Source organism: Oligoflexus tunisiensis, assembly GCF_001748245.1.
GTDB classification, from domain to species: domain Bacteria; phylum Bdellovibrionota_B; class Oligoflexia; order Oligoflexales; family Oligoflexaceae; genus Oligoflexus; species Oligoflexus tunisiensis.
In genome coordinates this window covers 1,269,008-1,282,948 of the sequence record NZ_BDFO01000001.1, presented here as the reverse complement: position 1 = coordinate 1,282,948, position 13,941 = coordinate 1,269,008, and the positions used below count along the sequence as shown (strand labels likewise).

Sequence of the window (13,941 nt, the reverse complement as noted above, 5' to 3'; positions counted from 1 at the left end):
CCTCCTAAAAACCAAAGCTCGTATAAACCATGACCATGTTGCGCTGCCGGTCACCCGGATAGGTTCCCAGCTCGCGACCATAGGCGGTGATTCCCAATTTAAAGAGGAAAAGGTCCAGGCGGATCCCGGCTGTGGGAATCCCCTGATAAAGTCCGCAGGCAATCCCAAACATATTTCGCAGCATGAAGCGGGCTCCAAGATAAACCTTCTTGAAGGTCTTCTCCTCATATGCGTTGGTAATATCCCGATAGTCCAGGCTGAGGTGCAAAACCTCCTTGCTGCCATGCAGAGCCAGTCCAAAACCGACATTGTAGGTCTGGGGAAAGGCGGCCTGATCCCCGGTGAAGCGGGTGCCTCCGACGTCCTCCACCTTGAGTCCCATGCTCAAATCCAGGTGATGCCCCTGCATGAGGAAGAGCATGCCGACATCAGCGCCGGTCCCCTGATTCATGGCGATTTCGTTTTTAAGATCTGCCGTATTCTCGGTGAGCTGGCGGATTTTTTCCTGGTCGGTAATGGGAATTTTGAGTTCGGGCTCACTCGCATAAAGATGCTTGGCCGTCATTCCCAGGGAAAACCACCGCACGGGACGCAGCGCATAGCTGGTCAGGACCCCTCCATAGGCTTCCACACCGAAATTCACGCTCGGCATACCGCTGTCGCCAAAGCGATCCCCGGCAATATCCACTTCCACCCGATCAAAGACGCTGACGGCGAAGTTCTGGTTGAGAAAACTCAGCGTGGCCGTCTGCCCAAGATGCAGCGACCGTGAAAAGAGCTGCTCCACAATATCGCCGTCGCCACCCGCGGTCGTGCTGATGCTTCCGCCCTGGGCGCTCTGGGCCAGATCACGATCCAGCATGATACCGGCCTGAAAACCCATCCAGCGGATCCAGGCGCCACCCAAAGGCAGCAGAGCGGGATTGGCAAAAACGATTCCTTCCTGGCTCGCACGGGTCAGCGTGGTGCCGCCCGCCGCCAGATCAAAAGGCTCGGTGTAAGGCAGCTCATTGCTGCTTTTGGCCGTCAGCGTTCCAGCCGGGATCCCAAGTCCCAGCAGCGCGATGCTTACCTTACAAAAAGAATGTTTCAAAAACATAAGAGAATCCCGCTTCTTCTCAACTTGTATCGGGCGCCGCACGCGAAATCTGAAAGGAATGTACGATAAGAGGAATGATCAAAATCGTGGGCATAATCCACGCGGAGGCCAGGGCTTTGTTCCGAATCTTTTTACGAAAAAAGCTGCATTCGGGTCGAAAATCCAAAAAGCGCAAGCTCCTGGGCCGGGGATTGACTGCAAAAAATCGCCGCCTCTATGAACGTTATCAGGTCGATCAACAGCACCTCACCGTGATGAATGACCAGGACATTCTGGTGATTCGTGATATTTCCGCCAAAGGCTTCTGCAGTGATGTCTCGCATCGCGCCTATGATCGTTTTGAATTGAACGATATCTATGCCGCCCGCATGCGCTACCACGGGGACGTGCAGGATATCCAGGTGAAGGTCGCCTGGAAGCGGCAGCAGCAGGTGGGCTTTGAACTCTACAAGCCCGATGCCCGGATGCTGACGTTTTTCCGCCACCTTTTGCGACCCATCGAACTGGCCAATTCCCTGTCCCCGGTCGATGCCGCCTTCATGCGTGATCAGCACGCGGGACTTGCCTGGTTTCATGGCGAGGACGCCGACCTGCATATCTGGTTGACTGAAGAGGAAGGTGTTTCCGCGTGGCAGCTGATAGCGGACAATCACATCGTGGAATGGTCCTCGGTGCATGGCATTAAAACCGGCTGCATCAAACACAACAGCCGCACGGAACTCGGCATACTGGAGCCTGGTGAAGCCTTCAAAATTATGGATCAGGAACCTGACCCGGACCGGGTCCGACTCGCAGTCGATGTGATCGCGGCGCTGCCCTTTCCCGAACGCAGTGATCTGGCCAAAACTCTGGATGAGCTGGCGGGTTGAGACTGGACAAACATCGGGTTCCCGGCTAGATTAGCGCTGTGTAACGCTGTGTGCTGGAGAGCTGATCCATGAAGAAAACCTCGGAACGTGACCGCGTCGCCAAACTCTTTACACAGTATCTCGTCGGATCCATCGGCCGACGCGGCGACAAAAATGACACGTCGGTTTCGGGAGCCAAGGAATTTCTCACCGCCATGGCCAGTTGGGCTGGTAAAGGCAAGGACGAACTCGTACAGGTCATCTGCCGCGAGATTGGAACCGCCACCGCGATGGTTCTGAAGGAGCCTTTGGGCAAGCTGCTCGAAAACAAGAAAATTCATATTACGATTGAACTGGTTCCGCATGAAGACTCGCAAAAGAAAAAGGTCCGCAAAAAAACCACTGTCCGCCTCGAAAACATCTGACCCGTTAACACTGACACTTGAAAGCGTGGCGTTCGGCGGCGATGCCCTGACCCGATGCGACGGCAAGGTTTATTTCGTCGGCGACGCGCTGCCGGGTGAAACCGTTTTGGTTGAAGTTCAGCAGAACAAGGAGCGTTTCGCCAAAGCCCGGGTTCTGGAGCGCGTGAGCCCTCCCGACTATGTGGTCCCAGCCCCCTGCCCTTTCGCAGAGCGCTGCGGCGGCTGTCAGTGGCAAAGGGTTCCTTATGAGCGGCAGAAGGAGTGGAAGGCCGGTTTCATTCAGGACGCCCTGCAAAGAATCGGCGGCATTCCCGCGGGCAGTTATCCCTTTCTTATGCAGGGATCACCCCAGACTCTGCATTATCGCAATCGCATCGAAGTGAAATGGCAGCTGCAGACCGATGGCTCGGTGCAGCTCGGATACTTTGCGAAGAGTTCACACGATCTGGTGGCGATTGATCACTGCTGGATCGCTGATCCGCGCATCAACGGAGTTCTGGAGCAATGTCTAGCCTTGCATTTCCCAGCACGCGAACGGATTTTTCAAACCAGCCTCGAATTTCAAGTGATCGCGGATGGCCGCGTTCTGGTTTCCGGTCAGGATCTTCCGGAAGATTTCTGGCAGGATTTCAAGGATGCCGTGAACGGCGATGAGGAACTCAGGAAAGTCCTCATCATCGATGATCCCAGTTTTGTGCTGCTCGAGGAATGGGAAGGTCTGCGCTTTCATACCCGCGCCGGTCAATTCCAGCAGGTGAATCTTCCCGCCAATCGTTTTCTGCGGAGCTGGGTGCGGACCTTTGCCCGCCAGCATCACGTTCGATCCGCAGTGGATCTTTACTGCGGCAGCGGCAATCTTTCGCTGCCTCTTGCCCGTGAGGGTATCACCATTTACGGCGTCGAGGCCTTTGCCCCTTCCATTGCCGCGGCCGTCTACAATGCCGAACAGAATGGTTTGGCCGCCGCGCATTATGCAGCTGGTGATGCGCAGGATATTCGGCAGCTGTTTCCGGAGCTGCCGTCTCTCGATCTTTTGATTGTGGATCCGCCCCGACGCGGCATGGTCGAGGCCGTGAAACCTGTGTTGCACCTGGATGCGGAGCGGATAATTTATGTCAGCTGCGATCCCAATACGCTGGCGCGGGATTTGAAAATCATGCTGGCGGGCGGTTATGCCTTGCAGGAAGTCATGGGTCTGGATTTTTTTCCGCAGAGCTATCATGTGGAAACGGTCTGCGTTTTGAAGAAAAACCCCTGACGCGTCGGCATCAGGGGCGTTGGACTCAGGAAAGGGCGCTGTTCAAGGCCGCCTGCACCTGGTCGGGACTGGTCCCGCCGATGCTGGATTTCTTGCGCAGCACCGCCATGATTTCGAGCGCCTTGTAGACATCGGTGTCCACGAGGTTGCTGAACCTGTGATAGTCTTCGAGTGAAAGTTCATGGAGACTGCAATCCGCTTGGATCGCATGCAGGACGATCTCACCCACCAGATGATGGGCTTCACGGAAGGCCATGCCCTTGCCGACGAAATAATCGGCGAGGTCGGTGGCGTTCATGTAAGCCTTTTCCGCTTCCGCAGCCATACGCTCCTCGTTGATCGTCATGGTTTCCAGCACAAGACGCATCACCCGCAGACAGGCCTTGTAGGTATCCAGGCTATCAAAGAGGGCTTCCTTGTCTTCCTGCAGGTCCTTGTTGTAGCAGGACGGCAGACCTTTCAGGACAGTCAGCATACCCATCAGATTGCCGACGACGCGACCGCTTTTCCCACGGATCAATTCAAGGGCGTCGGGATTTTTCTTCTGAGGCATCAGCGAGGAGCCGGTGGAAACCTGATCGCCCATGCGGATGAATTTGAATTCATCAGAACAGTAGAGGATCAGATCCTCGGCCAGGCGGCTGAGATGCACCATCCCCAGGCTTGCCGCGCTCATGAATTCCACGGCGAAATCCCGGTCCGACACCGCATCGAGGCTGTTGGCCGTGATCCCGTCAAAGCCAAGTTCGCTGGCCAGAAACTGCCGATCCACGCCCATGCTATTGCCGGACAAGGCCCCGGAGCCGAGGGGAAGGACATTCAAACGCCGCCGCGCGTCCTCCAGACGACCGCCGTCACGCTTCAGCATCTCGTAGTACGAAAGCAGATAATGCGCGAACAGAATCGGCTGAGCCTTCTGCAGATGCGTGTACCCGGGCATCACCGTGTTGGGATGCTGGCTGGCCACGGTCGCGAGAGTTTTCTGCAGATCCTGGATCAGGCTGACTGTCGTATCGAGTTCGCCGCGCAGGTAAAGGCGCAGGTCGGTGGCAACCTGATCGTTACGGCTGCGGCCGGTGTGAAGTTTTTTGCCGAGGTCGCCGACCTTTTGGGTGAGCTGGTATTCGACAAAGGAATGAACGTCCTCGTAGCCTTCCCTGAGAGCCTGGATCAGGCGTTCCGGTTGGCTTTGAACTTCGTGCAGGAGTTCATCCAAACCCTGCAGCACGCTGGCAAGTTCCGCTTCCGTAAAAATGCCGCGACGCTGCAGGCCTTTGGCGTAAGCCTTGCTGCCGATGATATCAACTTCAGCCAGGCGCATGTCAAAGCTGAAGGATTCGTTAAACTGGAAGAAGAAGTCGTTCTGCTTTTCGCTGAAGCGACCACCCCAAAGAGATTTCATAGTTGTTGACCTCAAGTGTCGCCATCATTCCGCGTTTCCCCCAAAGGGGGCAACGCCATTCACCCTCGAAGGGGCACCCGTCACCCCCGAAGGGGGCAACGCCATTCACCCTCGAAGGGGCACCCGTCACCCCCGAAGGGGGCTGCCTGTCACCCCCAAAAGGGAGCCGAAACTATTCCGTCACCCCCGAAGGGGGCGCCGCCTTTCACCCCCGAAAGGGAGCCGAAACTTACGTCACCCCCGAAGGGGGCGCCGCCATTTATCCCCGCAACTGAGCCTGCCGGCGCAAACGCAAAGCGTTCAGCTTGATAAACCCTTCCGCATCCGCCTGGTTATAAACCTGATCGGCTTCAAAAGTCGCCAGCTGCTCACTATAAAGCGAGTAAGGCGAACGCCGACCAAGCGTCGTCACATTGCCTTTATAAAGCCGCAGCTTCACCTCACCCGTAACGTTTTCCATCATGCCTTCGATCATGCCCTTGATATGCTGAAACTCAGGCGCGAACCAGAACCCATTATAAATCAACTCCGCAACCTTGATCGAAAGCCCATCGCGCAGACGCATCACCTCACGGTCGAGCGTGATGCTTTCCAAAGCCCGATGCGCCTGATGCAGGACCGTCACACCCGGAGTTTCATACACACCGCGCGACTTCATTCCCACAAAGCGATTTTCCACGATATCCACCCGGCCCACCCCATTGAGCCCGGCCACTTCATTCAAACGGGTCAGAAGATCCACAGGACTCATGGCTTCACCGTTGATTGCGACCGGCACCCCACGTTCAAAGGCCAGCGTCAGCACCGTCGGCTCATTCGGCGCCTGCTCCACCGATTTGGTGAGCAGGAAGATATCCTCAGGCGGAGCCGCCCACGGATCCTCCAGAATACCCCCTTCATAGCTGATGTGCATAAGGTTGGCATCCATCGAGTAAGGCTTGGCCGCGGTCGCGGTCACCGGAATATTATGTTCCTTCGCGTAATTGATACAGTCCGTCCGCGACTTGAACGGCCAGTTCCGCCAGGGTGCGATCACCTTGATATCGGGCTTCAGACTATAATAGGTCAGTTCAAAACGAACCTGATCATTCCCCTTGCCGGTTGCGCCATGAGCCACCGCATCGGCTCCCACTTTTTGCGCAATCTCGATCTGCCGCTTGGCGATCACCGGGCGGGCCACGGAGGTGCCAAGCAGATAGCAGCCCTCATAAACAGCCTTGGCCTTGATCGCATAAAACACATAATCGCGCACAAATTCATCGCGCAGATCCTCAATAAAAATCGAGGAGCAACCGGTCGACAGAGCCTTTTCCTCCAGCCCTGACAGCTCTGCCCCTTGACCGATATCGGCCGTGAAGGCGACGATTTCACAACGATAGGTTTCCTTGATCCACTTCGCCATGACCGAAGTATCCAGTCCCCCGGAATACGCGAGTACGATCTTCTTAATATCCTGCACGATTGCTCCTTCCATCTTGAACGTGTGTTATGGGCTATCAATCAAACAGGGCAAAGACGCGTCTCAAGACTTTGGCCTGCTGCTGACGGTTGGCGACTGCGACAAAAATAGTGTCATCCCCCGCAATGGTTCCCAAAATCCCAGGAATGTTTGCGCGGTCGATCACCACTCCGGCACGGTTGGCATTGCCAGGCCCGGTCTTCAGAATGATGAGGTTGTCGCCGGCAGTTGTGGCATCGAGTCGATCCACTTTGCTGGATTCACCGGGCGCAATGCTGGGCGTCTTATAGAAACCCTCGACTTTCACCACACCCAGCTTTTTCAGATCGCGGGAAATGCTGGACTGCGTGGTATCGAATCCCCGCCCTTTCAAGTGTTCCTTGAGATCGTGCTGGTTGCTCACCTTATTATTGCGAATAACGTCGGCAATGATGCTAAGGCGGTTCTGGTCGAGCATGGCTGACACCTATATGCGTATCATGTGCATAAATAGACTTAACATACGCATAACTACACTATTATGCAGACTCACCCAACAAAAAAATGGGGGCGCTTTCATAATTTTTTTGGGACACTGCAGAAAAGGTCGGGAATGGACCGATGTGTCCCAGCCTGGACAAGGCTTTGGTACTGGCAACTTATCGAAATCAATGATCTAAATGTATCAGTCAGTGGGAGCGGGGTGCCGGTGACGACCTTTTGATCTTGCGCCGGCTATGCGCATACTTGTAGTAATATGCACACGGATGGAATATTCAGATTGGAAGGTAATCGCATGGGTTTTTCAAGCAAGGCGGCCGGTATTTACGGAAAATTCGAATGGTCGGATAAGAGTTTCCTCACCAATCTCATCGCTCTCCTGTGTTTTATGTTCGGTTTTATCAGTCCCATCTGGGGCCCTCAGCTTAAAGCCATTGGCTCCTACGCCCTCTCCGGTGCCATCACCAACTGGCTCGCCATTTACATGCTGTTCGAGCGCGTGCCGGGGCTTTATGGATCCGGCATCATCCCGCTCAAGTTTGAGGAATTCAAACGCGGCATTCGTAAATTGATCATGAAGGAATTTTTCACCCAGGAGAACCTGGAACGCTTCCTCGGCAATCAGGCCGCCCGGGCTATCGAAGCCGATGTGATCATCAATGCGATCGACCGCGATATCCTTTTTGAAAAGCTCATGAGCGCCGTGCAGAATTCGCCCTTTGGACCCATGCTGGCGATGTTCGGTGGCATCGATGCAGTGAAGGATAAACTGCGCCCCTCCTTCGAACAAAAAATCGAGGAAGCCATTCGTGAGATCGTCGCCTCACCGAAATTCGGCGAAATCCTGCACAAGGTCCTGGCCAAGGACTTCTCTGCCCCGGGCCTCATGGACAAGATCGAACAGGTGGTGCAGGCCCGGCTCGAGGAACTGACGCCGCAGATGGTGAAGGACATCATCCAGGACATGATACGCTCCCACCTCGGCTGGCTGGTGGTCTGGGGCGGTGTCTTCGGAGCGATCCTCGGTCTGGGTGCGAGCTTTCTTTAAACAGTTTGCTGCAGCAAAATTCCGGATCCCATCACCAGCACAAACCAGCCAAAGGCTTTTTTCAACCTGTCTTCCGCCACAAAGCGGGAGGCCCAGGTTCCCAGAAAAATTCCGCTGATGGCAATGGCTGCGATCGAGAGAAGGAGCGTCCAATCCACAAGAGCCTGCCGCTGCAAATCACCGATAAAACCTGAGAGCGAGTTGATGGCGATAATGAAGAGCGAGGTGCCCACCGCTTTTTTCATCGGCAGTCCAACCAGGATCACCAGCGACGGAACGACGAGAAATCCGCCACCGGCCCCCACAAATCCCGTGACGCAGCCAACGCCGAGCCCAACCAAACCAATCATGACATTGCGTTGGATGGGACTCCATTCAGCCTTGAGCTGCGGGGTCCTGCGGCGAATCATCGAATAGGAGGCCAGGATCATGAGCAGGGCAAAAACCGCCATCATCAGCGTGCCTTTGCCCATGTGAAAACCGGCCACCTGAAAAACAGGATCCGGAAGATTCGGGATCACCCAGGCGCGGGTCAACTGGACTCCGGGAAAACTGCAGGCGGCAAAAATCAAAACGGTTTTAAAATCCAGCGGCCCACGACGGAGTCCATACAAACCACCGACGAGCGCGGTCAGACCCACGACAAAAAGCGAATATCCTGTCGCCACCACGGGCGGTAAGGCAAACAGATAGACCAGGATGGGAACAGTAAGTATGGAACCGCCACCTCCAATCATCCCGAGCGAGAGACCCATCAAAATACTGGCTGTATAACCGAAAAGTTCCACGTCGATATCCTTCATGTGAATGTGATCCCGCCCCACGCGTATCAAGTCATATGCCAGCCTCAAGGGCCATGCTAATAGGTTGAAATTTTGGATGATTTCAGAGAACTGGGGGGAGCGGATGCTCCAGATGTTTCATCATCTTGCAACATAATGGCAACGCTGTGAAACGTCAGGCCGCGCGAATGCTGGTTTCCAGGGAAATCTTGAGTTCCGGCAGGGTCACACAGATGCCATGCGTCGTCTGCTTGATCTCCAGCTGGTATCCTTCGATAACCAAAAGATGGGTGCCGTTGGCCAGAAGGTTGGCCGGTGACAAACGCACGATGCTCCCGCCTTGAAAGCGCAGGCAGAGTTCACCGGGTTCATCCCATTCCGCGGCTTCCAGACTGCGACGGTTGTTACTCCGCGGCATGCTGCTGTCGGTGACCGTGGTTTGATGCACATCAGGGTATTGGACGCGCGTGGCATTCGGCACCGTGGTGCTGGACGTCGACTTTCTACCGGTGCTGGCTTCCAGCTCATCCACACCTTCCAGATGGCGGCTCATCGTATGATGATGCATAGGAGCGTCATCATCGAATTCAAAGTCATCATGCAGGGCGGGATCATCATCCGTCATCACACCCGAACGGATCTGGGCGATCACATCGTATTTTCGGGAGGATCCCATCGGTTCGTTGAGGCGATAGATGGCGTCGCCAGGCTGCAGTTCATGACCCTGGCTGGGGAGCTGCGCGGCCAGGTTCACCGACTCATCGAGGTCCATACTGAATGAAACACAGAAGAACTGATGCTCGCAGCTAAACCAGAGCTTCACATTATCGCGGCGGGTGGCGTAGCTGGCAAAGATTCCTTCGCTGGCTTCGATCACCGAGGGTGGATTGAGTTTCAGCGTCACACCATAGGGCAGGAGCTTATTTTTCAGCCGGCCTATCAAAAGGTTGCTGAGTTCCCCGAGCCAGTCATGGAGCAGGGAAGCACGGTCGGGATCGCTCGGATCGAAGTTCGGATAGGTGCGTTCCAGAAAGGCGGCATCACAGCCCAGAACCGCGGTGCCTTGCATATTGTTGCTTTGAAAGCTCATGATGCTGACCAGGATCGGATCCGGCCAGTGGACCATGTCTTCGTCCGAGCTGTCCTCGATGCGACTCAGGCCGGCCTGCGGCAGCGTTTGGTGCATGGCTTCCTGGACAAAAGACTCAAAGACTTTCAATTGCTCGGTATTCACCGTAAAACCTCACTGTTGGCCTCAAGGTCTTTTCGGTGCAGGAGGGCTGTTTCTTAAGGTTTGGGGGAATCAGGACCCGGGTCCGCGGCCGCCAGGTCCGGCAAAACACAAAAAAAAGAGCTCCGTTTTACCGGAGCCCCAACTGTTGCGATTAGATAGTTCAACCACCATTAGGCGGTGATGGATTCCGGTCGGGTGATCTCAGCGTGACCGCGGGCGGCAGCATCAGGCTGCAGCGTTTCGCAGACGATTTCCTGCAGCTGATAGCTGATCAGGGACTTGGGCACCCAGAAGATCGTCGCCAGTTCGCTGATGACGTTGCGGCGGGTATCCAGCTTGCTGAGTTCCGTCTGCAGCATCGAACGGGGCAGCAGAAGATTGGCGACAAACACCTGCTCTTCGTAAGCCACGAGTTCAGCCTGCATGGGACCGAATTCAGGGAAACGACCGCGCTCCCCTTCAAAGATGATACGCGCGAGGTCCTTGACCATCGACATACGGGTCTGAGCTTTCAACTCGCCTTTTTTATACTGAATACAGTATTGGCCAGCCTTGACGCGCAGGATACGGCTCAGTTTATCGAGCATATCGACCGGTTGCGTGCTGATGAAAGCAAAGGTCCGCATGACCTCTGGCAGGTACAGTGGCGGCGTCTGGAATTCACATTCCTGCTGAATACGCTGGGTGAATTCAACAACGCGTTCACGAGCGGCCTTCAGCTGCTCATGCTCCACTTTTTGAATTTGTTCTTTGAGCGCACGAAAGCTCTTCGCTTCCTGATACTCAAAAAACGCCTCATCCAGATCAGCGGTACCGCTAGTGATATCGTGAATGAGTGTGGTTTCAACGCTCAAGGCATCGGCGAGTTTCGCTAATGCGAAAACCGACCGAACATTTTTCTCCCCGCGTTTCCAGTGACTGCAATCCGAGGGATTGAAATTCAGGATCGAGCCCACCTCCTGGTCCCGAACCTTGGTACCCTTTTGGTGCATCATCACTTTCTGACAAAACTTAAACAGTTGCACCGAGTGGGGGAATTTCACAGCTCCCGAGCGCTTCATGGCTTTTCCTCCGACGTCCTCGAGGACGCTGGCCAAGTCATTCATTTACTTTTAAAAAGGCTTATAACAACTATACATACCACATCTTGAGACTGTCAAGGATGCCCGGTCAGGAATCCCCAGAGCCCTTGACTGAGGCGGCGCGTGGAGGCTCGACGTCATGGCTGAAATTGTGCAAGCAAGTTTCGCCGAGGGTGGCACCGGAAACGAACCGGAAGAAACACCAGTAGCAGCCAAACACAATATAAACTCCGACCATCAGAGCCCAGCCATGAATCTGTCGCAGGACCTGGACGGGTGCAGCCTGCATCCATGTTCCAGGGTGCAGAGACATGTTCGTCGGATCGAGGACGAAGCCGAGAACAATAAAACCCAGCCCCAGACACAGCCCAACAAAACCAAGATCAACGCAGTGGGACAGCACGTAGAAGAGCCACCGGCGTAGGCTGCTCTGTGGGTTGTGGGCCATGGTCATCAAGGGTTGCTGGGGATGAGGGATCGCTGGAATCGGGGGCGTTTGCAAAGATGCCGCAGGCATCTCACCGGGTGTTGGATAGTTCAAGGGTGCGGGTGTGGGTGTCGATCTGGGATTTAGATTTTTTGCAGCCGTCGTTTCGGGCTGTATCGGAGTATGGGCCAGCTGTGGGTAGAGGCTGCGCCCGGAGCTGATTTCGCGTTTCACAAGGCCGAGCCCCATGGGTTCGGCGAGGACACGAATATTTTCCGTTTTCAGCTCGCTGCGGAAACGGAAAAGCTCAAACTTCATTTCGTCATCCCAAAGCGGATGTTGCATGCGTTCCCCTCTCGCTGATGCCTTTGCTCCATTGTAGTCGAAAGCGAGGGAACCTGGGCAGTCCCGGGTTGGAAGGGGTATCGGTTATGGTAAGTTTTGTCTCTAAACCGAACCGGCCTTCAGCGAGGTCAGTGGTTTATCTGCGCGGGTCTTTTCATAAAGGTCGGCAGCCTGCTGCTTTTTGACCTTGTTCTCTTCCGAACCGGGGGCCTGGCCACCGGTGGGCGTCAGAATATTCTTGATCGTCTGCACGGCCGCTTCGAAATCCTTGTCGGGCAGCGTCAAAAGTTTATCCCGAATGGCCAGAACTTCCGAGGACCGTCGGCTATGACTCTGACGATCCAAACTATCACGCTCCACAGCATCGAAATAATACTGCAGCTCCGAAACGTCGATCATTTGTGATTTGGATGCACCGGACATCGATGTCGATCCTCCTGCCTCATTTATCGAACGACGAGCCGGAAACTTGAGGCTAAACTGCAGCGATGCAATGGACACGCTCCGCTTGCGTCTTGTATAAGAGTGATCTGGTCGTTTTTGCCCAGATATTATGACAATGTTTTTGGTGCCTTAGGAGTTATCGTGCGCGAGATCCATCTCCTCAACACACTTACCGGAAAAAAAGAAAAGCTGGAAACCCTCGAGCCGAATCACGTCAGGATGTATGCCTGCGGTGTCACCGTCTACGATAATTGTCATCTTGGCCACGCAATGCAAGCGGTGTACTTCGATGTGATCCGCAGCTACTTCGAATACTGCGGTTATCGCGTCACCTACGTGCGTAATTACACCGATGTTGACGACAAGATCATCAACCGGGCCCAGGAACGCGGCATCAGTCCCAAACAGCTGGTGGACGCGATGATCGCCTCCTCGGAAGAGGATATGGCGCTGATTGGAGTGCGGCCGGCCAATCATGAACCGCGCGTGTCGGAATCGATCCCGCAGATTATCACCATGATTCAGGCCCTTGTGCAGAAGGGTTATGCTTACGCCAACGCGGAAGGTGATGTGTACTACCGCGTGCTCAAGAAGAGCGATTACGGGAAACTTTCCAATCGCAAAATCGATGAACTGCGGGTGGGGACACGCGACCTGGTCGCCGGTGACAAGGAATTCGACATGGATTTCGCCCTGTGGAAACACGATGAAACCGAAGGCGCCTCATGGGACAGCCCCTGGGGTCGCGGCCGCCCGGGCTGGCACATCGAGTGCAGCGCGATGGCGAAAATGTTCCTCGGGGCCACCTTTGATATTCACGGCGGCGGACGCGATCTGGTCTTCCCCCATCATGAAAATGAAATAGCCCAGTCAGAAGCCGCCAATGGCTGCGGTTATGCGCGCTATTGGATGCATTCGGGACTCCTGACGATCAATAAGCAGAAAATGTCGAAGAGCCTTGGCAATCACATCATGATCAAGGACTTCATCGCGCGTTTCCCCGGGGAGGTGCTGCGGCTCGCGTATCTGCAGTTCCATTACACGTCGAATGTGGACTTCTCGGAACAGGTCTTCCGTCAGGCCGCGCGCCGTCTCCTTTATTTCTATGAAAGCCTCCAGGATCTCGATCGCCTCGCGGCGGATGCCCCGCTTCAGGAAAAACTGGTGCCGGGCTTTGATCCGCGGGCCCTGGTGGAAGCTTTTCATCATGAGATGAGCAACGACTTTGGAACCGTGGGCGCCATGCGCGAACTTTTGCAGGGTTTCCGCCGGGCCAACGAACTGCGGCAGGGCAAGAAAACGCCCGCGAAATGTTTCACGGCCAAGGCCTATGTTCAAACCCTGCGCGAACTCTTTGGGGTGTTCGGCCTTCTGCGGATGGAGCCGCAGGCCTTTATTTCCCAGCTTAAATTGCAGATTCTGAAAGAGATGAACCTCGCGGAAAGCGAAGTCAACCGCCTGATCCAGGCGCGCAATGAGGCCCGGCAAAACAAGGACTGGGCCAAGGCCGATGCCGTGCGGCAGGAGCTTTTGCAGTTGAATATTGAAGTGATGGATACTCCCGAAGGAACACGTTGGACGATCCTGTGGAAAGATGATGAGGCCTGA

At 55.1% G+C, this 13,941-nt stretch carries 14 protein-coding genes; 5 read left to right on the top strand and 9 right to left on the bottom strand.

The window, feature by feature from the left end; all coding sequences use genetic code 11:
* Positions 1-4: 4 nt before the first annotated feature.
* Positions 5-1,099, bottom strand: coding sequence for a hypothetical protein (locus tag OLTU_RS05615; protein WP_141731776.1), 1,095 nt, complete (start codon positions 1,097-1,099; stop codon positions 5-7).
* A 74-nt stretch (positions 1,100-1,173) separates the two neighbouring features.
* Between OLTU_RS05615 and OLTU_RS05610 the strand changes: the two genes are divergently transcribed.
* From OLTU_RS05610 to OLTU_RS05600, 3 genes are all read left to right on the top strand, one after another.
* Positions 1,174-1,968 carry a hypothetical protein gene (locus tag OLTU_RS05610; protein ID WP_218109859.1) on the top strand — a complete coding sequence of 265 codons (795 nt, stop codon included), beginning with the start codon at positions 1,174-1,176 and terminating at the stop codon, positions 1,966-1,968.
* 68 nt (positions 1,969-2,036) lie between these two features.
* Complete coding sequence (locus OLTU_RS05605; RefSeq protein WP_141731774.1) at positions 2,037-2,372, top strand: hypothetical protein; 336 nt, start codon at positions 2,037-2,039, stop codon at positions 2,370-2,372.
* Between the two features lie 25 nt (positions 2,373-2,397).
* Entirely contained in the window at positions 2,398-3,630 is a 1,233-nt protein-coding gene (locus OLTU_RS05600; RefSeq protein ID WP_176736357.1) for a class I SAM-dependent RNA methyltransferase, read from the top strand.
* Positions 3,631-3,655: 25 nt separating this feature from the next.
* Here the strand turns inward: OLTU_RS05600 and argH are convergent, their stop codons facing one another.
* The 3 genes from argH to OLTU_RS05585 form a co-directional block, all read right to left on the bottom strand.
* The gene (gene argH / locus OLTU_RS05595) at positions 3,656-5,032 is read right to left on the bottom strand and encodes an argininosuccinate lyase (RefSeq protein WP_141731772.1); all 1,377 of its coding nucleotides are present in this window, start codon (positions 5,030-5,032) and stop codon (positions 3,656-3,658) included.
* A 259-nt stretch (positions 5,033-5,291) separates the two neighbouring features.
* A complete protein-coding gene (locus OLTU_RS05590; protein WP_141736746.1) occupies positions 5,292-6,494 on the bottom strand; it encodes an argininosuccinate synthase in 1,203 nt (400 codons plus the stop codon).
* A 34-nt stretch (positions 6,495-6,528) separates the two neighbouring features.
* Complete coding sequence (locus tag OLTU_RS05585; protein ID WP_141731771.1) at positions 6,529-6,948, bottom strand: arginine repressor; 420 nt, start codon at positions 6,946-6,948, stop codon at positions 6,529-6,531.
* Between the two features lie 318 nt (positions 6,949-7,266).
* On the opposite strand from OLTU_RS05585, the gene OLTU_RS05580 reads away from it, so the two are divergent.
* A complete protein-coding gene (locus OLTU_RS05580) occupies positions 7,267-8,019 on the top strand; it encodes a DUF445 domain-containing protein (protein WP_141731770.1) in 753 nt (250 codons plus the stop codon).
* On the opposite strand, the gene OLTU_RS05575 is transcribed toward OLTU_RS05580, so the two are convergent.
* The 5 genes from OLTU_RS05575 to OLTU_RS05555 form a co-directional block, all read right to left on the bottom strand.
* Positions 8,016-8,822, bottom strand: coding sequence for a sulfite exporter TauE/SafE family protein (locus OLTU_RS05575; RefSeq protein ID WP_141731769.1), 807 nt, complete (start codon positions 8,820-8,822; stop codon positions 8,016-8,018). The genes OLTU_RS05580 and OLTU_RS05575 overlap by 4 nt on opposite strands.
* 154 nt (positions 8,823-8,976) lie before the next feature.
* Positions 8,977-10,035: a chemotaxis protein CheX gene (locus tag OLTU_RS05570; protein ID WP_141731768.1), complete on the bottom strand. Its 1,059-nt coding sequence runs from the start codon at positions 10,033-10,035 to the stop codon at positions 8,977-8,979.
* Positions 10,036-10,205: 170 nt separating this feature from the next.
* Positions 10,206-11,096, bottom strand: a complete 891-nt coding sequence (locus OLTU_RS05565; protein ID WP_141731767.1) for a hypothetical protein — start codon at positions 11,094-11,096, stop codon at positions 10,206-10,208.
* Between the two features lie 109 nt (positions 11,097-11,205).
* Positions 11,206-11,889, bottom strand: a complete 684-nt coding sequence (locus tag OLTU_RS05560; RefSeq protein WP_141731766.1) for a hypothetical protein — start codon at positions 11,887-11,889, stop codon at positions 11,206-11,208.
* A gap of 102 nt (positions 11,890-11,991) precedes the next feature.
* Positions 11,992-12,288, bottom strand: coding sequence for a hypothetical protein (locus tag OLTU_RS05555; RefSeq protein WP_218109857.1), 297 nt, complete (start codon positions 12,286-12,288; stop codon positions 11,992-11,994).
* A gap of 186 nt (positions 12,289-12,474) precedes the next feature.
* On the opposite strand from OLTU_RS05555, the gene cysS reads away from it, so the two are divergent.
* Positions 12,475-13,941 carry a cysteine--tRNA ligase gene (cysS, locus tag OLTU_RS05550; RefSeq protein WP_176736356.1) on the top strand — a complete coding sequence of 489 codons (1,467 nt, stop codon included), beginning with the start codon at positions 12,475-12,477 and terminating at the stop codon, positions 13,939-13,941.

Excerpts from the sequence above, each read along its gene's own strand:
- OLTU_RS05615 (WP_141731776.1), bottom strand. The coding sequence starts at position 1,099 with ATGTTTTTGAAACATTCTTTTTGTAAGGTAAGCATCGCGCTGCTGGGA.
- argH (WP_141731772.1), bottom strand. The coding sequence starts at position 5,032 with ATGAAATCTCTTTGGGGTGGTCGCTTCAGCGAAAAGCAGAACGACTTC.
- OLTU_RS05610 (WP_218109859.1), top strand. The coding sequence starts at position 1,174 with ATGATCAAAATCGTGGGCATAATCCACGCGGAGGCCAGGGCTTTGTTC.
- OLTU_RS05585 (WP_141731771.1), bottom strand. The coding sequence starts at position 6,948 with ATGCTCGACCAGAACCGCCTTAGCATCATTGCCGACGTTATTCGCAAT.
- OLTU_RS05565 (WP_141731767.1), bottom strand. The coding sequence starts at position 11,096 with ATGAAGCGCTCGGGAGCTGTGAAATTCCCCCACTCGGTGCAACTGTTT.
- OLTU_RS05575 (WP_141731769.1), bottom strand. The coding sequence starts at position 8,822 with ATGAAGGATATCGACGTGGAACTTTTCGGTTATACAGCCAGTATTTTG.
- OLTU_RS05560 (WP_141731766.1), bottom strand. The coding sequence starts at position 11,889 with ATGCAACATCCGCTTTGGGATGACGAAATGAAGTTTGAGCTTTTCCGT.
- OLTU_RS05605 (WP_141731774.1), top strand. The coding sequence starts at position 2,037 with ATGAAGAAAACCTCGGAACGTGACCGCGTCGCCAAACTCTTTACACAG.
- OLTU_RS05580 (WP_141731770.1), top strand. The coding sequence starts at position 7,267 with ATGGGTTTTTCAAGCAAGGCGGCCGGTATTTACGGAAAATTCGAATGG.
- OLTU_RS05555 (WP_218109857.1), bottom strand. The coding sequence starts at position 12,288 with ATGATCGACGTTTCGGAGCTGCAGTATTATTTCGATGCTGTGGAGCGT.